At 59.1% G+C, this 23,341-nt stretch carries 26 protein-coding genes; 13 read left to right on the top strand and 13 right to left on the bottom strand.

Annotated elements, in window-relative coordinates; genetic code table 11:
• Positions 1–35: 35 nt before the first annotated feature.
• The 4 genes from groL to AC2FJB_RS13360 all read left to right on the top strand — a co-directional run bounded on the left by groL (position 36) and on the right by AC2FJB_RS13360 (position 4,726).
• Entirely contained in the window at positions 36–1,679 is a 1,644-nt protein-coding gene (groL, locus tag AC2FJB_RS13375) for a chaperonin GroEL (protein WP_117872532.1), read from the top strand.
• Positions 1,680–1,923: 244 nt separating this feature from the next.
• The gene (locus tag AC2FJB_RS13370) at positions 1,924–2,766 is read left to right on the top strand and encodes a DMT family transporter (protein ID WP_496718728.1); all 843 of its coding nucleotides are present in this window, start codon (positions 1,924–1,926) and stop codon (positions 2,764–2,766) included.
• 38 nt (positions 2,767–2,804) lie between these two features.
• Positions 2,805–3,578, top strand: a complete 774-nt coding sequence (locus tag AC2FJB_RS13365) for an alpha/beta fold hydrolase (protein ID WP_496718729.1) — start codon at positions 2,805–2,807, stop codon at positions 3,576–3,578.
• A complete protein-coding gene (locus AC2FJB_RS13360; protein ID WP_496718730.1) occupies positions 3,575–4,726 on the top strand; it encodes an alpha-D-ribose 1-methylphosphonate 5-triphosphate diphosphatase in 1,152 nt (383 codons plus the stop codon). Before AC2FJB_RS13365 ends, AC2FJB_RS13360 begins: the two co-directional genes overlap by 4 nt.
• A 24-nt stretch (positions 4,727–4,750) precedes the next feature.
• On the opposite strand, the gene AC2FJB_RS13355 is transcribed toward AC2FJB_RS13360, so the two are convergent.
• From AC2FJB_RS13355 to AC2FJB_RS13340, 4 genes are all read right to left on the bottom strand, one after another.
• Entirely contained in the window at positions 4,751–5,818 is a 1,068-nt protein-coding gene (locus AC2FJB_RS13355) for a 5-(carboxyamino)imidazole ribonucleotide synthase (RefSeq protein WP_496718732.1), read from the bottom strand.
• A 2-nt stretch (positions 5,819–5,820) separates the two neighbouring features.
• Positions 5,821–6,576: an NAD(P)-binding domain-containing protein gene (locus AC2FJB_RS13350; RefSeq protein ID WP_496674251.1), complete on the bottom strand. Its 756-nt coding sequence runs from the start codon at positions 6,574–6,576 to the stop codon at positions 5,821–5,823.
• Entirely contained in the window at positions 6,573–7,058 is a 486-nt protein-coding gene (gene purE, locus AC2FJB_RS13345; protein WP_117872985.1) for a 5-(carboxyamino)imidazole ribonucleotide mutase, read from the bottom strand. Before purE ends, AC2FJB_RS13350 begins: the two co-directional genes overlap by 4 nt.
• A 77-nt stretch (positions 7,059–7,135) precedes the next feature.
• Positions 7,136–7,360: a YdcH family protein gene (locus AC2FJB_RS13340; RefSeq protein WP_117872544.1), complete on the bottom strand. Its 225-nt coding sequence runs from the start codon at positions 7,358–7,360 to the stop codon at positions 7,136–7,138.
• 163 nt (positions 7,361–7,523) lie between these two features.
• Between AC2FJB_RS13340 and AC2FJB_RS13335 the strand changes: the two genes are divergently transcribed.
• The 3 genes from AC2FJB_RS13335 to AC2FJB_RS13325 all read left to right on the top strand — a co-directional run bounded on the left by AC2FJB_RS13335 (position 7,524) and on the right by AC2FJB_RS13325 (position 9,142).
• Positions 7,524–7,937, top strand: coding sequence for an Hsp20 family protein (locus AC2FJB_RS13335; protein ID WP_058275530.1), 414 nt, complete (start codon positions 7,524–7,526; stop codon positions 7,935–7,937).
• A 5-nt stretch (positions 7,938–7,942) separates the two neighbouring features.
• Positions 7,943–8,167, top strand: coding sequence for a DUF1150 family protein (locus AC2FJB_RS13330; RefSeq protein WP_117872546.1), 225 nt, complete (start codon positions 7,943–7,945; stop codon positions 8,165–8,167).
• A gap of 84 nt (positions 8,168–8,251) precedes the next feature.
• Positions 8,252–9,142, top strand: a complete 891-nt coding sequence (locus tag AC2FJB_RS13325) for a PhzF family phenazine biosynthesis protein (protein ID WP_117872548.1) — start codon at positions 8,252–8,254, stop codon at positions 9,140–9,142.
• 397 nt (positions 9,143–9,539) lie between these two features.
• Here AC2FJB_RS13325 and AC2FJB_RS13320 read toward each other — a convergent pair whose 3' ends face one another.
• From AC2FJB_RS13320 to trxB, 3 genes are all read right to left on the bottom strand, one after another.
• Positions 9,540–11,258, bottom strand: coding sequence for a bifunctional sulfate adenylyltransferase/adenylylsulfate kinase (locus tag AC2FJB_RS13320; protein WP_496683293.1), 1,719 nt, complete (start codon positions 11,256–11,258; stop codon positions 9,540–9,542).
• Between the two features lie 196 nt (positions 11,259–11,454).
• Entirely contained in the window at positions 11,455–13,146 is a 1,692-nt protein-coding gene (locus AC2FJB_RS13315) for an adenylate/guanylate cyclase domain-containing protein (RefSeq protein WP_117867886.1), read from the bottom strand.
• Between the two features lie 212 nt (positions 13,147–13,358).
• Positions 13,359–14,300, bottom strand: a complete 942-nt coding sequence (gene trxB / locus AC2FJB_RS13310) for a thioredoxin-disulfide reductase (protein ID WP_117867888.1) — start codon at positions 14,298–14,300, stop codon at positions 13,359–13,361.
• Between the two features lie 227 nt (positions 14,301–14,527).
• Between trxB and AC2FJB_RS13305 the strand changes: the two genes are divergently transcribed.
• Positions 14,528–15,028 (top strand): Lrp/AsnC family transcriptional regulator, encoded by a 501-nt coding sequence (locus AC2FJB_RS13305; RefSeq protein WP_117867891.1) that lies wholly within the window; start codon positions 14,528–14,530, stop codon positions 15,026–15,028.
• 119 nt (positions 15,029–15,147) lie between these two features.
• Here the strand turns inward: AC2FJB_RS13305 and AC2FJB_RS13300 are convergent, their stop codons facing one another.
• The 5 genes from AC2FJB_RS13300 to lgt all read right to left on the bottom strand — a co-directional run bounded on the left by AC2FJB_RS13300 (position 15,148) and on the right by lgt (position 19,365).
• Positions 15,148–15,930: a Hint domain-containing protein gene (locus AC2FJB_RS13300; RefSeq protein WP_117867893.1), complete on the bottom strand. Its 783-nt coding sequence runs from the start codon at positions 15,928–15,930 to the stop codon at positions 15,148–15,150.
• A 332-nt stretch (positions 15,931–16,262) separates the two neighbouring features.
• Positions 16,263–16,391, bottom strand: a complete 129-nt coding sequence (locus tag AC2FJB_RS13295; RefSeq protein WP_496718734.1) for a hypothetical protein — start codon at positions 16,389–16,391, stop codon at positions 16,263–16,265.
• A gap of 267 nt (positions 16,392–16,658) precedes the next feature.
• Positions 16,659–17,417, bottom strand: coding sequence for a peptidoglycan editing factor PgeF (pgeF, locus tag AC2FJB_RS13290; protein WP_496718735.1), 759 nt, complete (start codon positions 17,415–17,417; stop codon positions 16,659–16,661).
• Positions 17,414–18,481, bottom strand: coding sequence for a class I SAM-dependent methyltransferase (locus AC2FJB_RS13285; RefSeq protein ID WP_496718736.1), 1,068 nt, complete (start codon positions 18,479–18,481; stop codon positions 17,414–17,416). The genes pgeF and AC2FJB_RS13285 overlap by 4 nt, the downstream gene beginning before the upstream one ends.
• Positions 18,478–19,365 (bottom strand): prolipoprotein diacylglyceryl transferase, encoded by an 888-nt coding sequence (gene lgt, locus AC2FJB_RS13280; protein ID WP_496718737.1) that lies wholly within the window; start codon positions 19,363–19,365, stop codon positions 18,478–18,480. The genes AC2FJB_RS13285 and lgt overlap by 4 nt, the downstream gene beginning before the upstream one ends.
• A 97-nt stretch (positions 19,366–19,462) precedes the next feature.
• On the opposite strand from lgt, the gene AC2FJB_RS13275 reads away from it, so the two are divergent.
• The 5 genes from AC2FJB_RS13275 to AC2FJB_RS13255 all read left to right on the top strand — a co-directional run bounded on the left by AC2FJB_RS13275 (position 19,463) and on the right by AC2FJB_RS13255 (position 22,669).
• Positions 19,463–19,711, top strand: coding sequence for an accessory factor UbiK family protein (locus AC2FJB_RS13275; RefSeq protein ID WP_117867904.1), 249 nt, complete (start codon positions 19,463–19,465; stop codon positions 19,709–19,711).
• Between the two features lie 321 nt (positions 19,712–20,032).
• Positions 20,033–20,533: a type III secretion system chaperone family protein gene (locus AC2FJB_RS13270; RefSeq protein WP_117867906.1), complete on the top strand. Its 501-nt coding sequence runs from the start codon at positions 20,033–20,035 to the stop codon at positions 20,531–20,533.
• A gap of 39 nt (positions 20,534–20,572) precedes the next feature.
• Complete coding sequence (gene proC / locus AC2FJB_RS13265; protein ID WP_496718738.1) at positions 20,573–21,388, top strand: pyrroline-5-carboxylate reductase; 816 nt, start codon at positions 20,573–20,575, stop codon at positions 21,386–21,388.
• Complete coding sequence (locus tag AC2FJB_RS13260) at positions 21,381–21,719, top strand: tRNA-binding protein (protein WP_496718739.1); 339 nt, start codon at positions 21,381–21,383, stop codon at positions 21,717–21,719. Before proC ends, AC2FJB_RS13260 begins: the two co-directional genes overlap by 8 nt.
• Positions 21,719–22,669, top strand: a complete 951-nt coding sequence (locus tag AC2FJB_RS13255) for a 2-hydroxyacid dehydrogenase (protein ID WP_496718740.1) — start codon at positions 21,719–21,721, stop codon at positions 22,667–22,669. Before AC2FJB_RS13260 ends, AC2FJB_RS13255 begins: the two co-directional genes overlap by 1 nt.
• Here the strand turns inward: AC2FJB_RS13255 and AC2FJB_RS13250 are convergent.
• The gene (locus AC2FJB_RS13250; protein ID WP_299895409.1) at positions 22,666–23,244 is read right to left on the bottom strand and encodes a thymidine kinase; all 579 of its coding nucleotides are present in this window, start codon (positions 23,242–23,244) and stop codon (positions 22,666–22,668) included. The genes AC2FJB_RS13255 and AC2FJB_RS13250 overlap by 4 nt on opposite strands.
• Positions 23,245–23,341: the final 97 nt, after the last annotated feature.

The raw sequence follows: 23,341 nt of genomic DNA, 5'->3' as shown, positions 1-23,341 counted from the left end.
CTTCATCACAATACATTTTCTCAAGGAGAAACGACATGGCTGCAAAGGACGTCAAGTTCGACACCGATGCCCGTAACCGCATGCTGGCAGGTGTGAACATCCTGGCCGATGCTGTTAAAGTGACCCTGGGCCCCAAAGGCCGCAACGTGGTTCTGGACAAATCCTTCGGCGCACCGCGCATCACCAAGGACGGTGTATCGGTTGCCAAGGAAATCGAACTGGAAGACAAGTTCGAAAACATGGGCGCGCAGATGGTGAAAGAAGTCGCCAGCCGCACCAATGACGAAGCCGGCGACGGCACCACCACCGCAACCGTTCTGGCACAGGCGATCGTAAAAGAAGGCCTGAAGCAAGTTGCAGCGGGTCTGAACCCGATGGACCTGAAGCGCGGCATCGACCTGGCAACCGCCAAGGTTGTTGAAGGCATCAAAGAAGCCTCGCGCGAAGTCAAAGACTCGGCAGAAGTTGCTCAGGTTGGCACCATCTCGGCCAACGGCGAAGCCGAAATCGGCCAGCAGATCGCAGACGCGATGCAGAAGGTCGGCAACGAAGGCGTCATCACCGTCGAAGAAAACAAAGGTCTGGAAACCGAGACCGACGTTGTCGAAGGTATGCAGTTCGACCGTGGCTACCTGTCGCCTTACTTCGTCACCAACGCAGACAAGATGATTGCAGAGCTCGAAGACTGCATGATCCTGCTGCACGAAAAGAAACTGTCCTCGCTGCAGCCGATGGTCCCGCTGCTCGAGCAGGTGATCCAGTCGCAAAAGCCGCTGCTGATCATTGCCGAGGATGTTGAAGGCGAAGCGCTGGCAACTCTGGTTGTCAACAAACTGCGCGGCGGCCTGAAAATCGCTGCCGTCAAAGCACCTGGCTTCGGCGATCGCCGCAAGGCCATGCTGCAGGACATCGCAATCCTGACCGGTGGTCAGGTTATCAGCGAAGATCTGGGCATGAAGCTCGAGTCCGTCACCATGGACATGCTGGGCACCGCCAAGAAAATCGAAATCACCAAAGACGAAACCACCATCGTTGACGGTGCTGGCGAGAAAGCCGAGATCGAAGCACGTGTTGCTCAGATCCGCACTCAGATCGAAGAAACCTCGTCGGACTACGACCGTGAGAAGCTGCAAGAACGCGTTGCCAAACTGGCAGGCGGTGTTGCCGTTATCCGCGTCGGCGGCATGACCGAAGTTGAAGTGAAAGAGCGTAAAGATCGTGTTGACGATGCTCTGAACGCAACGCGCGCAGCCGTTCAGGAAGGCGTTGTTGTCGGTGGCGGTGTTGCTCTGGTTCAGGCCGGTAAAGCACTGGAGTCGCTGAAAGGCGCAAACGCTGATCAGGATGCAGGCATCAACATCGTTCGCAAAGCCATCGAAGCGCCTCTGCGCCAGATCGCAGAGAACGCGGGTGTTGACGGTGCGGTTGTTGCTGGCAAGGTTCGTGAAAACGAAGACGCTGCATTCGGCTTCAACGCTCAGACCGAAGAATATGGCGACATGTTCTCGTTCGGCGTGATCGACCCGGCCAAAGTTGTCCGTACAGCACTGGAAGACGCGGCGTCGGTTGCTGGCCTGCTGGTCACCACCGAAGCAATGGTTGCTGACAAGCCTGCCAAAGAAGGCGCGCCTGCTGGCGGCGGCATGCCCGACATGGGCGGCATGGGCGGCATGATGTAAGCACGCCGAATTCGCCTAGGCGAATTCTGACGGTCCCGACAGGCGCTTGGCTGTAAGGCCAAGCTGCCGAGGGGGAAGCCTTGGAACTTAAGATTGGGGTCGCCTTCGGGCGGCCCCGTTTTGTATTGACCGTTCTGCTTTGTCAGCGGGTTGCGACGCAGCTTCAACAAGCGCAGCTGGTCTGATCTTACGCCCTTCGGGAAAGTGAGTGTGCAAACCCGGCCCAAACGGCTATGCGGTTCGTATGAAATTGTTTTTGCTCACCGCCCTGACCATGTGTGCCTTCGCTGCGAATTCCATTCTGAATCGGTTGGCCATCGATAGCGGAGCCAGCGATCCTACTGGATTTGCCATCGTACGGGTTTTGGCCGGGGCCGTGGTGCTGGCCACTCTTGTGCTTGCACGCGGGGGGCATCTTCCACTGCGCAGTCGAAGGCGGATCGTTGGTGCGGGGTCGTTGACGCTCTACATGATCGGGTTTTCGATCGCCTACCTGACGCTGGATGCCGGATTGGGTGCTTTGATCCTGTTTGGCACGGTGCAAATTTCGATGTTTTCGATCGGCGCCTTGACTGGTGCGACTCCGACCGCGCGGCAAGTGGCGGGGGCAGGGGTTGCGCTTGCAGGTCTGGCCTATGTGCTCTGGCCCTCTGACTCCGTTCAGGTCGACCTGAACGGCGCGGCTTTGATGGTCGCCGCTGGTATTGGTTGGGCCCTTTATTCGATTGCGGGCCGATCTGAAACAAACCCTCTGGAGGGAACGGCCGCCAATTTCATTGCCGCTTTGCCATTGACTGCCCTGGCGATGCTTGCCACCGGCGGCGTCTGGCAGATGAACGGGGCGGGGTATCTGCTGGCTGTTCTGTCCGGTGGAGTTACCTCAGGGCTCGGTTATGCTTTGTGGTATCGTGTTTTGCCTCAACTGGCCCCGTCTGTGGCGGCTGTCGTTCAGCTCAGCGTGCCGGTGATTGCAATTCTCGGCGGTGTCGCCTTTCTGGGCGAGGTTGCCGAAACACGGCTGATCATCGGCACCGTGCTTGTATTAGGCGGTATCGCGCTGGCCGTGTTGCGACGTCAAAAGGGCTAGGGCTTTTATCGAAGGCTCATAGGCTTTATCTGGCGGTTATGAAACTTTTGATTGCCCTGTTCTTCTGCCTCGCTCCCGCCGCAGCCAGCGCGAAATGCGTGATCCTCCTGCATGGTCTGGCACGCACAGAGGCGTCGTTTACCGTGATGGAGCAGCTGTTCAAGGCTCATGACTATACTGTTGTGCGCCACGGGTATCCATCGACCGAAATCGGCATTCCCGAACTGGCAGAGCAAACCATACCGGACGCGCTTGCGGCTTGTGGTGACGACAAGGCCAATGTCGTCGCGCATTCCATGGGGGGTATCCTGTTGCGCTATTGGTTCAAGGACCATCGGCCTGAAAACCTGGGTCGTGTCGTCATGCTCGGCCCGCCCAATCAGGGCAGCCAGTTGGTCGATGAGCTGAGCGCATGGGAAGTGTTCGGGTATCTGAACGGCCCTGCGGGATTGCAATTGGGCACCGGTCCCGAAGGCATTCCGCGCCGCCTGCCGCCGGTGGATTTTGAACTGGGGGTGATTGCGGGCGAGAACTCGCTCAACCCGCTGTTTTCGTCGCTGATCGACGCGCAGGATGACGGCAAGGTCTCGATTGAAACCACCAAGGTCGAAGGGATGGCCGATCACATTGTTCTGCCTGTGACCCACACCTTCATGATGAACAACCCGCGCGTTATGGCGCAGGCACTGCATTTTATCGAATTTGGTCAATTCGATCCAAAGATCACCTGGCTCGACGGCGTGATGGAGATAATCGACGAGATCTGCATCGGGCAGGACTGTTCGGAACCTGACTCGGAGCCCACACGATGACCGCACTGGACCTGACAATGACCGGCGCAGAGGTCCTGTTGCCGGGGAATGGTCTGTCGCGCTACGATCTTTCGATAGCGGACGGCGTTGTTCAACACGATCCGACCGGACGCAGGATTGATCTGACCGGTTATCTTGTCCTGCCCGGTATCGTCGATCTGCACGGGGACGGGTTCGAACGCCACATCGCCCCTCGGCGCGGCGCGATGAAGCAAATGAACGAAGGTATTCTGGCAGTCGAGGCCGAACTGGCCGCCAATGGCATCACCACCGCTGTGCTGGCCCAGTTCTACAGTTGGGAAGGTGGCGTGCGCGGCCCGGAGTTTGCCGCGCAGGTGTTTCGGGCAATCGCTGCGGTCAAGGACAGCGCAGTCACGGATCTGATCCCGCAATTGCGGTTCGAGACCAACATGCTTGAGGATTATGCCGGTCTGGCGCGGCGTATCGCCGAATGGCAGGTGCCCTATGTGGTGTTCAATGATCACCTGCCGCATGATCGTTTGGCGCAGGGCAAAAAGCCTCCGCGCCTGACCGGGCAAGCGTTGAAGGCCGGGCGCAATCCGGATGCGCATTTTGAGATGCTGCTTGGCATGCATGCCTGTAGGAACGAAGTGCCTGCCGCCGTCGAAGCACTCAGCGCCACACTTGTCGAAATGGGTGTGCGTCTGGGCAGCCATGATGACGCAACCGCCGAGACGCGGGCATGGTGGCGCGACCGGGGCGTGCGCATTGCCGAATTCCCCGAAACGCTTGAGGCCGCCGAGGCCGCGCGTTCCGCCGGGGATCACGTTATCCTCGGATCTCCCAACGTTGTGCGGGGTGGGTCGCACAAGGGGAATGCCAGCGCGGTTGAACTGATTGCCATGGGGCTTTGTGATGCGTTGGCATCGGATTACCACTATCCCAGCCAGCGCCGCGCGGCGTTGATGCTGGCCAAAACCGGTCTGCTGGATTTGGCCGGTGCCTGGGCGCTGATCTCGTCCGGCCCCGCGCGGGTACTGGACATGCAGGACCGGGGCACGCTCGCGCCGGGAAAACGCGCGGACCTGGTCATCCTGGATCCGGATACCCATCGCGTCGCGGCCACCTTGGCCGGTGGGCGCATCAGCTATATGTCGGGTGATGTCGCCGCGCGCTTCGTGAACTGAAGCGCGCCGCATATTCACGTTTCGTCAACGTTTGATGCGGTTGAAATGCCCCATCTTGCGACCCGCCTTGACTTCGGCCTTGCCGTAGAGATGCAGCGCCACATCCCGCTCGCGGGCCAGCTCAGGTACACGGTCCATGTCGTAGCCGATCAGGTTTTCCATCACCGCATCGGAATGGCGCTGTCCGTCCCCCAAAGGCCAGCCTGCCACGGCGCGGATATGCTGTTCGAACTGATCGACAGCGCAGCCGTTCTGCGTCCAGTGGCCCGAATTGTGGACCCGCGGCGCGATTTCGTTCACGATCAGACTGCCGGGCGTCACGAACAGCTCAACGCCCATCACGCCGACGTATTCGAGTGCGTTCAGGATGTTTGCTGCGAGCAGGATTGCGTCTGTGCGCTGGGCGGGAGACAAGCGGGCAGGGATGGTGGTGGTACGCAAGATGCCATCGCGGTGCACATTTTCACCCGGATCGAAACAGGCGACCTGACCGTCCAGACCGCGGGCCGCGATGATCGACACCTCGTGCGAGAAATCCACGAACCCTTCCAGAATAGCTGGTGCACCGGCCATATCGGCCAGAGCGGTCTCGGCATCCTCAGGGTTGCGCAGCTGGGCCTGTCCCTTGCCGTCATAGCCGAAGCGACGGGTTTTCAGGATGGCGGGCGTTCCGATCTGCTCGATCGCCGCATTCAGGCTGGTCAGGTCGGCAATATCCGCAAACGGGGCCGTCTTCAGGCCCAGCTCTTGCAGAAATGCCTTCTCGGTCAACCTGTCCTGGCTGACCCGCAATGCCTCGCGCCCGGGGCGGATCGGGCGGTGCGCTTCCAGAATGTCCAGCGCTTCGGTCGGGATGTTCTCGAACTCATAGGTGATGACATCGACCGCATCGGCAAAGGCTTTCAGCGCGTTTGCATCGTCGTAAGCCGCGGTGGTGACGCGATCCGCAACCTGCCCCGCCGGTGGGTTTGCGCCCGGTTCGTAGATATGGCTGACAAAACCCAGTCTGGCGGCTGCCACAGACAGCATCCGGCCCAGCTGACCGCCCCCCAGAATCCCGATCACTGCGCCTTGGGCGAGCATTTCCGCCATCTTCAACTCTCCAAACGTTTGCCAATATCGCCAAGCGCGGAACGCAGCGCCTCGTGCGCGCCCTGATCCTTCAGGGCGTCCGTCATTTGCAGGCTCAGCGTGTCCTCTGTCGCCAGGGCGTCACGCTCTTGCGCCAATCGCCCGGCGGTGCCTTTTTCCATCGAGGCCAGAAAGCCCGCCATCAACTGCGTTGTATAGAACTCGGCCCCGTCCGTATCCCCGGTTGCGTCACCCAGCCATTTGGCACCGGTGGCCATCAGGTCCAGAATGCCGGGAACCATGGCACAAATGGCGAAATGCGCGTTCAGCGCGGCTTCATCCGCAACCTTGACCACAGGGTTCTCGGGCTCAAACAGATCGGCCAGCAGGCGATCATTGCCAAAAGCTGCCATCGGGCAGCCGCCGGTTTCCAGAAAGCCCAGCGGGATGGTCTGCACGAAATCCGACGCAGGGGCGCAAAGCGCGGCCAGTTGCTCGGCGGGCACCGACGCCATGACGGAAACGATCTGCTGATCGGCACGAAAGATCAGCGGGTCCAGAACGTCGGCCGCAATATGCGGGCGCAGGCACAGGAACACGATGTCCGAGGTGTCAAGCACGGTCTGAGGTGCAGCGACGGTTGCGCCCAGTTCCGCCTTCAAGGCAGATGAAACTGTGGCGTTGCGCTCGGTCACGCTGATCTGGTGCTCTTTGGCGGCCATCAGCCGCGCGATCGGCGCGGCGATATGGCCGGTGCCGATAAATCCGATCCGGCTCATCCCTGCGGTTCCTGGGGGATCGACGCTGACAGAGCGTCACGCCAGTTGTCCAGCCGTTCGGCCAAAGCATCATCCTGCAATGCCAGGATGCCCGCTGCCATCAGACCGGCATTGGCCCCGCCGGCGGACCCGATCGCCATGGTCGCCACCGGGAACCCCTTGGGCATCTGCACGATGGAATACAGAGAATCCACGCCCGACAAGGCGCGGGTCTGCACCGGGACGCCAATGACTGGTACCCGCGTTTTCGACGCCATCATACCCGGAAGATGCGCCGCCCCGCCAGCACCTGCAATGATCACCTGCAATCCACGCGAGACTGCGGTCTTGCCATAGTCCCACAACCGGTCCGGCGTGCGGTGGGCCGATACGATACGCGCTTCGTAGGCGACGCCCAGTTCGTCCAGAATATCTGCGGCTTCCTTCATCGTGGGCCAGTCCGACTGGCTGCCCATGATGATCCCCACTTTCACATCGCTCATCCGCATACGTCCCCGCGCTCAGAAAGAGCGCGCACTATAGCCAAATCCGGTTGACTGGCAATGCGGTACAGGGCCGTTCAGGCGATGATATCGGGGGTCAGGCGGTCTTCGATCAGCCGGATGATGTCTTTCAGGCGCAATTTCTCTTTTTTCAGGCGCCGTAAGGTCAGTTGATCGGCCGTTCCCTTTTCATGCAACGCTTCGATCGCCTCATCCAGATCGCGGTGCTGTCGGCGGAAAACCTCAAGCTCAACACGCAATACTTCATCTGTTTTCATCGAAAGATCGGTAGGCGCGTTCATTGGCGACTCGAGTTGGTTGCGGTGCTTGGCCAACAAGATAGTGTGTCAGACGTTATCGCGCCAGACCTTGTGGACATCCTGGTTTCTTCCCATATTCTATTGCAGGCGGTTGCCAGAACGGGGCCGCACACCACGTCGCTTTGACAATGAAGGACGAAAATACGTGTCGAAACTCACTCTTGGCTCATACCCGCATCTATTGGGGTTCGAGCAGTTGGAACGCCTTCTGGAACGGTCTGCAAAGGCCGGAAATGAAGGGTACCCGCCTTATAACATCGAACAGACCTCGGATTTCTCCTATCGCATCACTCTTGCGGTGGCCGGGTTTGCCGAAGAGGATCTGTCAATCACGATCGAGGATCGCCAGTTGGTGATCAGGGGCCGTCAGCGCGACGACAGCGAGGGGCGCATATTCCTGCACCGTGGCATCGCGGCGCGTCAGTTCCAGCGCATGTTCGTGCTGGCCGACGGTGTCGAAGTGGGCGAGGCGATCATGGAAAACGGTCTGCTGCACGTGGATCTGACCCGCGCCGTGCCGGAAACCGTGGTTCAGACGATCAACATACGGAAGGGGTAAGAGCAATGAATACACCGATTGAAATCAACACCGAAGGCAACCGTATTGTCTATGTCAAAACGGTTGAAGTTTCTGAATTGCCTCGGGAAGTTCGTGAACAGGCAGGCGATCTGGATCAGCTTTACGCCGTCCACGATTCCGACGGGCAGCAACTGGCGCTGGTCGCAGACCGCAAGCTGGCCTTTGTGCTGGCGCGAGAACATGATCTGTCTCCGGTGGCCGTTCACTAGGCGACCGAAAACTCTGCTGAAACGAAGTGGCATTTTCTTTTCATGCGGTGATCTTGCCGCACATGCAAAGGCAGGAGCGGCATCATGGGCTGGTTTGACTTTGACTGGGTGGACGCCTTCAGTGATCGCGCATTTGGTGGCAACGGATGTGCTGTAGTCCACGAAGGTGCGCGCCTTACGGAAGAAGTCTGCATGGCCTATGTGCGCGAAACCTCTCTGGTCGAATGCACCTTTACCGGCCCGTCCGAGGTGGCCGACATCCGCGTCCGTTATTTTCTGGCCAGCCGCGAAATCCCCTTCGCGGGGCATCCGACTATCGCCACTGTCGCGGCGATGCGATCCCGCGGCATGATCTCGGGCGACAGTCTGACGCTGGAAACCGGTGCGGGTCTGGTCTCGATCCGGTTGCAGGGTGAACAGATCGAAATGACTCAGGTCGCACCGCAATTCGGTGCACTCGTCCCCGCGGAACTGGTGGCGGGAGCGGTCAGCCTGCCACAGGAAGCCATCATTTCGCCGCCTCAGATGGTATCAACCGGCTTGCCGTTCTGCATCACCGTTCTGCGGGATCATACGGCATTGCGGGCCGCTCAACTGGTTGAAGGCCCATTGCGCAAAGTGGCTGAAGCTGCGGGTTATTCCGGCTCGGATATGGCCGAACCGTTTCTTGTCACGCTGCAAGGGGCAACCGATGAGGGGGATACGTTTTCGCGCCTTCTTCTGGCTCCGCCCAGCCCGCCTGAAGATCCGTTTACCGGGTCTGCCACCGGTGCGATGGCCGCCTATTTGTGGAAACACGGATTGATGAAAAAGGAAAGCTTCATCGCCGAGCAGGGTCACGATATGGGCCGCCCCGGGAAGGCCATCGTCACGCGTGTCGGCCCGCCTGATGCGATGACGGGCATCAAGGTGTCCGGTCAGGGGTATGTTCTGATGCGCGGGCAGGTTGACCTGCCGGAAACGCCGATAAAATGAGCAAACGCTAACCGAGGGCTGCCCCCGGTATTCTGGCCGAAGGCGGCGGGTTGCATCCAGCCCAGCCGTCATCTGGGTCCACGCCAGGGTTGGATCGGGTTTGCCGACATAACGAAATCCAGCATCTGTTCCAAGGTCTCCGACCTCGTGCGCGACGCACAGGACGAAGCGGTGTCCTTGATCCGGAAAGGACTGAAGGCATAGTTGCTCCGACAAGCTCAGATCGGATCCCAACCAGAAACTGACAATGGTCGGAGACCTGTTCGTCATCTCAGTTTCACACCCGCCACGAGTTCCTGAACAGCATCAGGACCATCGGCAATCGTCATTTGGAAGCCAATAAAAACGGCCGCCGGAATGTCCGGAGGCCGCCCAATACAATCAGAAGAGACCGCAATCAGTTTGCTGCGATCAGGCCCATGCTTTCCAGTTTCAGCAGAACTTGATGGGCGCAGTTGTCGACCTCGACATTCTCGGTTTCGACGCGCAGTTCCGGGTTTTCTGGAACATCGTAGGGGTCCGAGATCCCGGTGAATTCCTTGATCTTGCCTTCACGTGCCAACTTGTAAAGGCCCTTGCGGTCGCGGCGTTCGCATTCCTCAATGCTGGTTGCGACGTGGACCTCGCAAAAGGCACCGAACTGTTCGATCTCTTCCCGAACGGCGCGGCGTGTCGTGGCATAGGGCGCGATCGGGGCACATATGGCGATGCCGCCGTTCTTGGTGATCTCGCTGGCCACATAGCCGATACGGCGGATGTTCAGGTCGCGGTGCTCTTTCGAGAAACCCAGTTCTGACGACAGGTTCTTACGAACAATGTCGCCATCGAGCAGCGTCACAGGTCGGCCACCCATTTCCATCAACTTGACCATAAGTGCGTTTGCGATGGTGGATTTGCCCGAACCTGAGAAACCTGTGAAGAACACGGTAAAGCCCTGTTGGCTGCGTGGCGGCTTGGTTTTGCGCAGCTCGGCTACCACTTCGGGGAAGCTGAACCACTCGGGGATTTCCAGACCTTCGGCCAGACGGCGGCGCAGCTCGGTGCCCGAGATGTTCAGGATGGTGACGTCATCCTTGTCGAGAATCTCATCATTCGGCTCGTACTGGGCGCGTTCCTGCACATAGACCATGTGCTTGAAGTCGACCATTTCGACGCCGATTTCATCCTGGAACTGGCGGAACAGGTCCTGCGCATCATAGGGGCCATAGAAATCTTCTCCGGCTGAATTCTTGCCGGGGCCGGCATGGTCTCGGCCCACGATGAAATGGGTGCAGCCGTGGTTGGCACGGATCAGGCCGTGCCAGACGGCTTCGCGCGGTCCGGCCATGCGCATGGCCAGGTTCAGCAGGCTCATCGAGGTGGTCGATGCGGGGTATTTGTCGAGAACGGCCTCATAACAGCGCACGCGGGTAAAGTGATCCACGTCGCCCGGCTTGGTCATGCCGACCACCGGGTGGATCAGCAGGTTGGCCTGTGCCTCTTTGGCGGCGCGGAAGGTCAGTTCCTGATGCGCGCGGTGCAGCGGATTGCGGGTCTGGAAGGCAACGATGCGGCGCCAACCCAGCTTGCGGAAATAGGCGCGCAATTCGTTTGGCGTATCCCGACGACCGCGGAAATCATAATGCACTGGTTGTTGGATGCCGACCACGGGTCCGCCCAGGTAGACCTTGCCGGCCACGTTGTGCAGATAGTTGACCGTCGGGTGGGAATCATCATCGGCGCCAAAAACCTTCTCGGCCTCACGCGCCTTGTCCGGGGTCCAGCGGTCAGTCACGGTCATGGTGCCCAGGATCACGCCTTCCTGATCGCGCAGAGCGATATCCTGCCCAAGTTCGATCCGATCCGCGAAGTCTTCGCTGACATCCAATGTGATGGGCATTGGCCAAAGCGTTCCATCGGCCAGACGCATATTTTCGACCACATTGTCGTAATCTGCTTCGCTCAGAAATCCCTTGAGCGGGTTGAAGCCGCCATTCATTAGAAGCTCCAGGTCGCAGATCTGACGCGGGCTCAGATCCCAGCTGGTCAGATCGGCAGCTTCCACTTTCAGCTTCTGCGCCGAATCGTATGAAACATACAGTTCGGAGATCGGGGCCAGATTGCTTAACATCGTCATCGGAATACTCTTGTAGCAGTGTTGATTTGCCAGTGGATATCGGGCGGTTTCGAGGCGTTTGCACCGGCTGACAGGCGAAGTCCACAGGCGTCAATGTAACAAAGGAGGATATGCGCCGAATATTTTTGAATTGGAAGAAATTTCTATTTCACAAGCCTAATCGATGATCTGATCCTTGCAATCAGAGATTATTCGTTCAGGCGGAGTATTTCTGTTCCTGTTTTGTGACGTTCTGCTCAAGTGTGGACGCACGGGTGACAGGCAGGGCGGGAATCTGTTCAGACACACCCCGCAACTGGAACAACCTGATTTCGTCCCGTGGTACGACGACACCTGCGGCCTTCAGCAACTCTTCCGAGACCAGCAATTCGACCTTCAGCGCCTTGGTTTCGCTTTCCAGACGACTGGCGACATTGACGGCGTCGCCGATTATGGTTTTCGACGCATGCCCCGCCGCGCCGATCTCACCAACGACCAGATCCCCAAGATGCAGACCCATTCCGATGCGAATTCCGGGGCTGCCTTCGCCCTCGAGCTGCTCGTTGAAATTGTCGAGGGCGTGACTGATGTCGATGGCGGCTTTCAACCCGGCACGGGCGGACGCCGCCGCATTCGGCTTTTCAAAAACGGCAAGCAGCCCGTCTCCCATATATTTGTCCACGACACCGCCTTCCTTGGTGATGGCAGGCACGACCGCGTCGAAAAACCGGTTCAGCAGGAATACGATGTCATAGGGTAATTGGCCGGTCGTACGCGCGGTAAAGCTGCGCATGTCCAGAAACAGAACGGCCAACTGGCGTTCCTGACCCTGACTGGCATGTCCGCGTATGCGTCCGCCATCTGGCCTGAAGACCCGAAAAACGGTGGTGGGTTCCGTTGGCCGTATCTGGCAGGCCAGTCGTGTCTGCGGCGAGGCGCCCACAGCAGCAAGGCTGCGCGCTTCGACGTCGCCGGGCGGCGGCAGGGCGTCGCTGCCATCCTCTACAATGACACGGCATGTGGTGCAGCGCCCCTTTCCACCGCACAAGGCGGCATGCGGCACGCCGTTCACCTGGGAAATCTCAAGCAAGGTCAAGCCTTTTTCCGCGACCACCTCGGGCCCTTTGGCGTAATTCACGCGCACCGAATGCCTGCGCCGCCACAGTTTGCGCCCGATGTAAACCAGCCCCGTTGCCCCAAGGGCCAGCCAGAAAACCATAAGGCCATAATCTTTTACACTGAACAGGGTCTGGAAGGCCTCGGGCGATGGCCAGTTGTAGTGCTCAATATATTGATCGCGCAGGAATTCATCAGCGAAGTCGGCCCATATGCGACGCCCTTCGGTCAACAAGCCGGCCAGTGCGAAAAAAGGCACGAAAACTGCAACACCAATCAGATAGGGCGCGACCCGCGACCACCACCGGGTCAGCCGTAGCCACATATGCAAGCCGATGCACCCGTGTATCCAAACGATCAGCAACAAGGCGCTTTGCATCCATACGGCGATACTGGGCCACATCAGAATGATGATATATCCCATCTCGTCGTTGACGTCGTAGACCTCGTGCGCGACCCGCGTCTGCACGATGTGGGAGATCAGTTGCAGCGGAATCAGCAAGCCCAGACCGACCTGCAAGGCAGTGCTGAAGGGCATCCGCAGGGTTCTGCGTTGCGCGATCGACGTCAGGGCCAGACCAGCATGCGTGAACAGGGCAGCATAGAAAAGCACGCTGATGGCATTGTGGCGGGTGATGGCCTTCCGGCCGTCCTGCATCCCGTGCAGATAATCGGTATGAAACAGGCCTAAGCCAATGTTTATGAAATGGAAGAACGCGAAGACAAACAACACAAGACCACTACCGATCCTGAGTCGGGTTGACCACCCGCCGCGCCAAAGAGCGTTGTTCAAATGCTCACCTGTTCTTCGCTTTTCCCAGGATAATCCTGATACGCTGCTGGCTGGCGGTCAAGGGATTGGCAGTTGTTGCTGTTGTCGGACAACGATCACGTTGCAGCTGAATTCGTACAGTGCCCCACGAAACCATGGGGCACTGTCATTGAAACTCTGATCGCCGACGGATCTGATTTTTCCGAAGCAGCCCGGAAGATTCCGAGCCCGTGTTATTCGTTTTCCGCCAGGAACCGCTCGGCATCCAGTGCCGCCATGCAGCCCATACCGGCGCTTGTGACCGCCTGACGATAGATGTGATCGGTCAGATCGCCTGCTGCGAACACGCCCGGAACCGAGGTTTCGGTGCTGCCCGGCTTGGTGACAACATAGCCACCCATATGCGTTTCGAGCGTGTCCTTGACCAGCTCGTTTGCAGGCGCGTGGCCGATGGCAACAAAAACGCCTTTACAGGGGATTTCAGTGATCTCTCCGGTTTTGACATGTTTGACGCGAACGCCCTCAACGCCAAGCGGCGCATCGGTGCCGATCACTTCTTCCAACTGGTGGAACCACAGTGGTTCGATTTTATCGTTCTTCATAAGCCGGTCTTGCAGGATCTTTTCCGCGCGCAGCTCATCGCGGCGATGGATCAGAGTCACCTTGCTGGCGAAGTTGGTCAGGAACAGGGCCTCTTCCACGGCCGTGTTGCCGCCGCCGATCACCACGATTTCCTGTCCGCGATAGAAGAACCCGTCGCAGGTGGCGCAGGCTGAAACGCCAAAGCCCTTGAATTTCTCTTCCGACGGCAGGCCCAGCCACTTGGCGCGCGCGCCGGTCGCCAGAATGACGGCGTCCGCCGTGTATGTGGTGCCGCTGTCGCCCTTGGCGGTGAAGGGGCGCTGGCTGAGGTCCAGATCGCTGATGATGTCGCCGATCACCTCACAGCCCATCGCCTTGGCGTGATCCTGCATCCGGACCATCAGGTCGGGGCCCTGTACCTCGGTGTCGCCGGGCCAGTTCTCGACTTCGGTCGTTGTCGTCAGCTGGCCGCCGGGCTCGATGCCCTGTACCAGAATGGGTTCCAGCATGGCGCGGCTTGCGTAAACGCCCGCGGTGTATCCTGCGGGCCCCGATCCGATGATCAGAACCTTGGTGTGTCGTGTGTCGGCCATGGTATCCCCGCTCGAATTGCCTGAATTGGGCCTTTGGCCCGTCGCCCCGATATAGCGACCGACAGACCCGACTTAAAGCCCCTTACTGTTTATGACTTCGCAAGCGACCCTGCGAAGGGTGCGGGGAAAATGAGGGATTTGAAAACAAAGAAAATTGCGCATGTGCGAAACATTATTGCGTGCGCGTGGGGGGCTGATATAAGAACCGCAAAAATCAGGAGCATTTGATGGTCACGACTCGGTTGGATGATATCGACCGCAAGATTCTGGCGGAATTGCAGGCAGACGGTCGGATGACCAATGTCGAACTTGCAAAACGGGTCGGAATCTCGGCGCCGCCCTGTCTGCGCCGGGTGCGCACACTGGAAGAATCCGGCTATATCACAGGCTACCACGCCGAAGTGAATTCCCGCGAGCTGGGATTCGAAGTGCAGGTGTTCGCCATGGTCGGGCTCGACAGTCAGGCCGAGACCGAGCTGCGCGCGTTCGAAGAACGCTGCCGCGAATGGCCACTGGTCCGGGAATGTCACATGCTGAACGGCGAGGTGGACTTCATCCTGAAATGCGTCGCACCTGATCTCAGCAGTTTTCAGCAGTTCCTGACCGGTGAACTGCTGACCACGTCAAACGTGGCCAGCGTCAAGACATCGCTTGTTATCCGCGGCGCAAAAGACGAGCCAGGCGTGCCGTTCGACGTTCTGGAAGAACGAATGAACCGGACGGCGTAACGCCCAGACGTTTTGTCTGTGCGGTGTTCGGTGGCAGCATAGCAGCCACCGCCAAGGATAGAATCCAACTTAGTACCAGCTGCATGATGCCCCCCATAATGCAGTAATCGCTATCGCACTCAGGCTGTCATCGCGTCGATTTCCCCGTCTCCGGCGCGCGGCATCAGCAGCGGACCAAAATCGTTGAGCGATTCGATATGCGCGAACAGGTTCAGATAAACCGACCGTAACGAGTGGCTGATCATCCGGACCGCGTTCACACCTGGGTGATACGTTTCAAACTGTAAACCATCTACCCGAATAACGGAATGCCGTTTTAGACAAATGTGAAACAGTTCAACTGGCGTCGGCGGCATTGTTTCAATCACGCCCGTTCCATCCTGGAATTCGGATACAGGTGTCAGAATCGGGCCATTCCCATGCAGATGCCGCAAATGCGCCGGCGTGCCCACGATCCGCGCCGCAGGCCCGGCGATTACACCCGACATCGGTTTTTGCATCCCGAATGTATCCGCCATGATGCGCGTAAGCGGCCGCGTGCGGCCCCGCGAATCCGGACGTCCCGGGATCAGAGTGACAGATCCCTTCCACAGCACGGTTTCGGACGCGCCATCCTGAGTCAGGACAGTATCCCCCGGCATCAGGTCTTCGATTGCCATCGGCCCATGTTCGGTTTCAACCAGCGACCCACGCGTGAAGGCACAAAAGGCATCTTCGAACATCGGCAGGGCCGGCGCAATGTGTCTGGTCTGAACAATGTTCCCGTTTTTCAACAGGCTGCTGACTTCATACCGGCGCAGCTGGGCCTTTGGTTTTGCAACCGGGCGCGGTGCGTCCCGCAGCATGGCCGTCGTTTCGATTGCATTTCTGGCCGCGCGGGCCAGTGAACTAGGAATAGTCATAAATATTCCGTCCCCTCAAAATGTCCGATCAAGCGCGGCGTATCCCCGTACAGGCCAACCTGACGAACTGGTTCTTTGTCTTGAAACAAATGGGTGACCCATGGGCGGCAGTCGGTCAGACCCCGCATGGCGACAAAATTGCGCTTTCCAATGGTCAACACATTGACCCCCCAGACAAACTCGTACTTCACGGGCGAAAATTGCCCGCACACACAACTCCTAAACTCGTCCCGACCCCCTCAGATCGTGACGCTCTACACATCGGGCAGGAGCAAGCCCGTTATGCGTTCACCCCATCGAGACCGGCAGCTTGGGCTCTGGGTGCTTCTGCCTCAGCGTCGTGCCGCGATGCGACTGGCGACCCTGACAGAATGGCTTGATACCCGCTTCCACGGCATTTCCAGCTTCTGGCTCCGCGTGGCGACGACCATGGCTTTGAGAAAGCGAGACTTGGTTTTCATTTTCTGGTCCTGCTCTGAACGGGTTTGTTTTCCGCATCCATTATGACCCTTTTTTGACGCGCGTTTGCGGCATGGATAAGGCTTATCCGGGATGTTTTGCAGACAAGAAATTTATAATCGGTCTATCCTTCCACTCAACACGCCAGCGTCCGGAACATGGACGTCAGATGACCATCTGATTTCTGACAAAACTCGTTACGATTCTGTTTCCGATAAACACAACAAATGTGGCGGAAAAGTGGCGCGGCGCCTAAATCTGGTCCAAAATCACAATCTTATGACCGAGATCAGCCGCCCGTAATCGGCCTCGTTTGCGTGCGTTGTGCGGCGGTAGGAATAGAACCGGTCCGGGTCAGAATACGTGCAGTGCCGGGTCCATTCCCCCTGCCCGACACCGGCCTGCCGCAAGCGGTGCAAACCAAAAGCGGGCAGGTCGAATTGCAGCCGGTCATCCTGACCATTGGCAAAAAAACGCGAGTTGTCCGGTGAATCGGTCATGAAGGTGTCCAGGAGCTCAGGCCCGACCTCATACGCGCGTTGCGAAATGCAGGGACCGATGACGGCGTTGATATTCTGGCGCCTTGCGCCAAGCGCTTCCATGGCGTCCAGCGTCGCCTCCAGCACACCGTCCAGCGCACCGCGCCAACCTGCATGGGCCGCTCCGATCACATTGGCCGACGGGTCGGCAAACAAAACCGGTTGGCAATCTGCCGTCAGAATCGTCAGCGCCACACCGGGTGTCGCCGTTACGACGGCATCCGCGCGCGGCTTTTCACCTTCCAAAGGCTGTTCAACCGTCAGAACTGTTGGGGAATGCACCTGATGAACGCCGATCATCGCCTCGGGCGCAACACCCATTGCATCAGCAACCCGCCGACGGTTCAGTGCAACAACTTCGGTCTGATCTGACGATCCAAAGCCGCAATTCAACCCGTCGAAGATACCGGAAGAAGCTCCGCCGCGACGGGTGAAGAACCCATGACGAAATGGGGAAAGCAAGTCTGAAGTCAGAATTTCCAGTGTCATGGCTCTAATCCTGGCGGTGGTGCAGCATAGGCCGGATAGAGGCCCATCACTTTGAACAGATTTCCCATTTCGTCCGGGTGCGTCAACCGGCGATGCGCTGCAATCAGGGCATCCAGCTCGGAACCGCTCAGCGTACGGGACAAAGCCTGTGCCCGGGCAGTTATGCCGAGCCGTTCCAGAAACACGCCCTGCGGTGTCAGGCGTGTGTGCCTGCAACCACAGGCTCGGGTCGCGATGGCAAGAGGTTCAAAATCCACATGCGCAGTCAGGTCGGCTTTACCGGGTGCCGCCAGCGGATCGGCGTGCTCATGGTTTTGCAGGGCTTGCAGCGTATCGCCCAATGAATGCCAGTCGCCATAGTCGACAATCAGCGCGGCGCCTCCATGGCTGGCGATCCGACCGGCAATCACGGTCAGAATGGGAATCGCTGCCGCGCACAGCTCGACCTGATCACCATCCTTGGTGTCCGAAAGCCTGTCAGTCAGCGCCACTTGCGGTCCGTTGGGCCCCCGTCCAATCAGCAATTCGCCGTCGCGTTCGCCGACCAGGCGTTCACTCCAGCCGTCGCCGTCGCGCAGGAACTGCCGAACAGGCAGCGCGTCGAAGAACTCGTTCGCCACCAACAGCAGCGGCTGGTCCGGCAGCTCTGCGACGCTGTCGGCCCAGTTAGGTGTGTAATCCCTCAGAGTGTCCGCCTGCACCTGTTTCAGGACCGGCGAGGTCTCGACCAGCACAATCCGGGCAGCATCGTGAAATCCTGCTACGGTCCGTGTGGCACGCAGTATATCGCCCATCAGAGTGCCGCGCCCGGGTCCCAACTCGCACAGGGTGAACGGCGCGGGCCGCCCCTGATTCATCCAGCTTTGCGCAAGGCACAGCCCGATCAGCTCGCCAAACATCTGGCTGATTTCCGGTGCCGTGGTGAAATCCCCGGCAGCCCCCAGCGGATCGCGTGTTGTGTAATAGCCCCGCGTGGGATGCAGAAGACATTCGGCCATGTAATCGGCCACACTCATCGGCCCATCCTGACGGATGCGGGCGATAAGGTGATCTTTCAAGCTCATTTTGCCCGCCCTGCGCGCAGGACAAACCACAGGCCAAGCGCGATCATGGGCAGCGACAGGATTTGCCCCATGGTCAGACCATATCCGCCCACATGCAAGGCAAGCCCCATCGGATTGCCGGGCGACATGAACTGTGCATCCGGCTGACGGAAGAACTCGACGACAAAGCGCGACGCACCGTAGCCCACCAGAAACAGGCCCATGACAAAGCCCGGTTTGTGAAACGCGCCGCGTCGATAAACCAGCCACAGCAACAGCGCGCCCAGCAACACACCTTCCAGTGCTGCTTCGTATAACTGCGATGGGTGACGCGCGCACATTCCTGCTACCACGCCGGGGCAGTCCTGCGCGGCAAAACCGGGAAAGATGACGGCCCATGGCAGGTCGCTCGGACGGCCCCACAGCTCGGCATTGACGAAATTGGCCAGCCGTCCCAGCAGCAGGCCGGGTGGAACAGTGTAAGCAACCAGATCGCCCAGGGACAGGGTCGGGATCCGATGGCGTCGGGCAAACAGATAAGAGGCAAGGATCACGCCCAGCAAACCCCCGTGAAACGCCATGCCGCCTTGCCAGACCTTCAATATCTCAAACGGATGCGACAGGTAATAGCCGGGTTGGTAAAACAGCACAAAGCCAAGCCGCCCGCCCAGGATCACGCCCAGAATGATCCAGGTGACCAGATCCTCCAGTTGGTCCGGTTTCATCGGTGGGCCGTCGGCTGGCCACAGGGCAGGGCGGCGCAAAGCCACGACCGCCAGCCGCCACGCAATCAGGATGCCCGCGATATAGGCCAGCGCATACCACCTTAACGCGAACTCCATCCCGAACAGCGAGATCGAGAACAGTTCGGGCGACAGATCGGGGAAATTCAGAACAGCCTGCATGTGCGTCTCATTGCCCGGGGATTGCAGGACAAGTCAACCTTGAGCATGCGGCAATCTTTCCCCATATAGAGATCAATCGCGATACCGGAGTAAAGATATGCAAACCCGCAACAAGATACTGGACGACGTGTCCCAACTGATGACCAACGCCATGGGTGTCGCGCAGGGCGCGCGGGAAGAGGCCGAAAATGCGATGAAGTCGATGATCGATCGCTGGCTTGCCGACCGCGATTTTGTCACGCGTGAAGAATTCGACGCCGTCCGCGCCATGGCCCAGAAAGCGCGTGAAGAAAACGCCGCTCTCGAAGCCCGCATTGCCGCGCTTGAGGCAAAACAGGACAAGTGACGCCCCTAGCTTCTCCTGTTTTCACAATTTTGGACAAACTCTGACGCCGCGCAATCCAGCCGGGATTGTACGGCGCCGTGCATTCTGAAGCATCGCGGGATTTAATCAAGACAAAGCTGGTTCAAGAGTCAATATTTTGATCCCCGTTGCTTTCTGTCCACAACTTATTGCTGTTATCCCCAACAAATAGGGTTGCCAGAACCAGCGCCGCATCGCACCATATTTAGTACAGGCCAATGGGGGAAGCCCGGTTTGTAGAGCAGGCAACTAGCGCTGGGGCGCTGCCAGCCCCGAAATGCTAGAGATTAGTGAGGTGGCATTATGGCCCTTTCCGAGCAGTATCTCGAAGAAGACATTCATCCGATCGACATTGTTGAACATCTGGCCGAACATCACGACTGGGATTTTGATCGTATAGGGGACGATCAGATTGCCATGGCTGTCGAAGGCCAGTGGCGCACCTATTCGATCACACTCGCCTGGTCCAACTATGACGAAACGCTGCGGATGGTGTGCTCGTTCGAAATGGAACCGCCGGCCGAGCGGGAAATGCAGCTCTATGAGCTGCTCAACAAGATGAATGATCAGTGCTGGGCAGGTGCCTTTACCTATTGGGCAAACCAGAAGCTGATGGTGTACCGGTATGGGCTGGTCCTCGCCGGCGGACAGACAGCCAGCGCGGAGCAGATCGACACGATGATCACCGCTGCCGTCATGAGCGCAGAACGGTACTACCCGGCGATCCAACTGGTCACCTGGGGAAATCGAGGACCAGAAGAAGCCATGCAAGTGGCCATTGCAGAGGCCTACGGCCGGGCGTAAAGCTTTGCCCCAAACCGACATGTAACGCGGGAGGGGCAAATGGACATGACGCGTGTGGCCGAACAGGGGCTTGTGCTTCTGGGGTGCGGAAAGATGGGGTCCGCAATGCTGGCGGGATGGCTGGAACACGGCCTCCCGCCAGCGTCCGTTTGGGTGATCGACCCACACCCATCCGACTGGCTGAAGGCGCAGTGCGTCAACATCAACACACCCCTGCCAGAAGCCCCCGCCGTGGTGTTGGTCGCGGTCAAGCCGCAGATGATGGGCGAGGCATTGCCCGCCATTCAGGCGCTGGGCGGTGGCAGCAGCCTGTTTGTTTCGGTCGCGGCGGGCACCTCGATTGCCACGTTCGAATCCGTTCTGGGCAGCGACACCCCGATCATTCGCGCCATGCCCAATACGCCCGCCGCCATCCGTCAGGGCATTACCGCGCTGATCGGGAATTCAAACGCATCACCTGATGATCTGACGCTTGCGGAAAACCTGCTCTCGGCCATTGGCGAAACGGTACTGCTGACGGATGAGGCGCAGATGGATGCGGTCACCGGCCTCAGCGGATCCGGGCCCGCCTATGTGTTTCATCTGATTGAAACGCTTGCCAAAGCCGGCGAGGCGCACGGCCTGCCACATGACCTTGCGATGAAACTGGCCAAATCGACGGTGGCCGGGGCCGGAGCGCTGGCAAAGGCCGCAGACGAGGATCCGTCACAACTGCGGATCAATGTAACCTCGCCGAACGGCACGACCCAGGCCGCGCTTGAGGTGCTGATGCATGAAGAACGCGGTTTCCCTGACTTGCTGCACCGTGCCGTCAAGGCCGCAACCGACCGATCCAAGGAGCTGTCACGTGAGTGAGATTTCTTTCGACGACTTTCTCAAGGTCGATATCCGCGTGGGTGAGGTGATCCGCGCTGAACCTTATCCCGAAGCCCGCAAGCCCGCGATCAAGATGTGGATCGATTTCGGTGATGAGGTCGGCGAGCGCAAGACGTCGGCCCAGATCACCGCGCATTATGATCCGTCGACTCTGGTGGGCAAACAGGTCATGGCCGTGGTCAACTTTCCCCCTCGCCAGATCGGGAGGTTCATGTCCGAGGTTCTGGTGCTGGGTCTGCCCGATGAAAACGGCGAGATTGTTCTGATCGGTCCCGACGGCAGAGTTCCGACAGGCGGGCGGATGCACTGATGAAACTGCTGATCACACGCCCGATGACGCCGGCAGTCGAGGCCCGCGCCCGCGCCGCGTTTGACGTTGAGATTCGTAAAAATACGGCGCCCATGACGGGCCGGGAAATGCTGTCCGCTCTGACGGATTTCGACGTGGTCGTGCCCACGCTGGGCGATCAGTTCTCGGCTCGGATATTTGCGGATGCAGGCTCGCCTCGATGCAAGCTACTGGCCAATTTTGGCGTCGGCTACAACCACATCGATGTCGAGGCAGCGCGCGCCGCATCAGTCGCAGTGACCAACACGCCCGGCGCAGTCACCGGTGCCACGGCGGATATCGCCATGACCCTGCTGTTGAGCACGGCCCGGCGCGCGGGCGAAGGCGAACGGCTGGTCCGCGCAGGCCAATGGCAGGGTTGGCATCCCACGCAAATGCTGGGTCACCATGTAACCGGCAAACGCGTCGGTATCGTCGGGATGGGCCGTATCGGGCAGGCCATCGCGCGCCGGTGCCATTTCGGTTTTGAAATGCAGGTGGCCTATCAATCCCGAAGCGCCAAGAAACTGGACTTCCCGGCCGAGTTCACACCTGACCTTAAAGCACTCGCCGCCTCGGTCGATTTCCTTGTGCTCGCCGTTCCCGGCGGTGCCGAAACCCGACACCTGATCGATGCACAGGTTCTTGAGACGATGAAACCTTCGGCCATTCTGGTCAATATCGCGCGGGGAGAGGTTGTAGACGAAGCGGCCCTGGTTGCGGCGTTGCAAAAAGGTCAGATCGCGGGGGCGGGGCTGGATGTCTACGAGTTCGAACCCGAAGTACCACAGGCGCTCTGTGAAATGGAAAACGTCACCCTGCTGCCCCATCTGGGCACAGCCACCGAAGAGGTGCGCAGCAGCATGGGACACATGGCCCTGGATAACGTAGCGGCCTTTGTGGCGGGCGAGGCATTGCCCAACCCGGTCTAGTCGCCCACCGCCTCGCGCCAATGCTTGCGGCAGAGTGAGACATAGGTCTCGTTGCCGCCGATCTGCACCTGGGCACCTTCGGTGATGGCTTTGCCGTTTTCGTCCTGACGTATCACCATCGTGGCCTTGCGTCCGCATTTGCATATGGTGCGGACTTCACGCATCTCATCGGCCAGCGCCAGCAGCGCCGCTGATCCCGGAAACAGCTTGCCCTGAAAATCCACCCGTAACCCGTAGGCCAGCACTGGTACGTCCAGATCGTCGACGGCCCGCGCCAATTGCCAGACCTGAGCTTCAGACAGGAACTGGGCCTCGTCAATGAACACGCAGGTCACGGGACCTTCGTTCAGACGATTTCGGATCATCGCAAAGACGTCGTCTCGGGGCGTGAAGGTATCAGCCTCCTCCGAGATGCCGATGCGCGATGCGATCCGTCCGGCACCCGCCCTTCCGTCAATGGCTGCCGTCATCAGGTAGGTCTGCATCCCACGCTCGCGATAGTTGTGCGATGCTTGCAGCAACACGGTCGATTTCCCCGCGTTCATGGTCGAATAGTTGAAATACAGCTTTGCCATGACGCGGGTCTAAAACGCTTGGGGAAAAGGAACAAGATATCAATCGCTTTGATGGAGCGACGTCGCCGTTGCGTTCGCAGAGGCCGAGCTACGCTCT

The sequence above is a fragment of the Ruegeria sp. CDSC085 genome (genome assembly GCF_059610465.1).
Note: the sequence above shows the minus strand (reverse complement) of the source record. Positions and strands in the feature narration are given on the sequence as shown.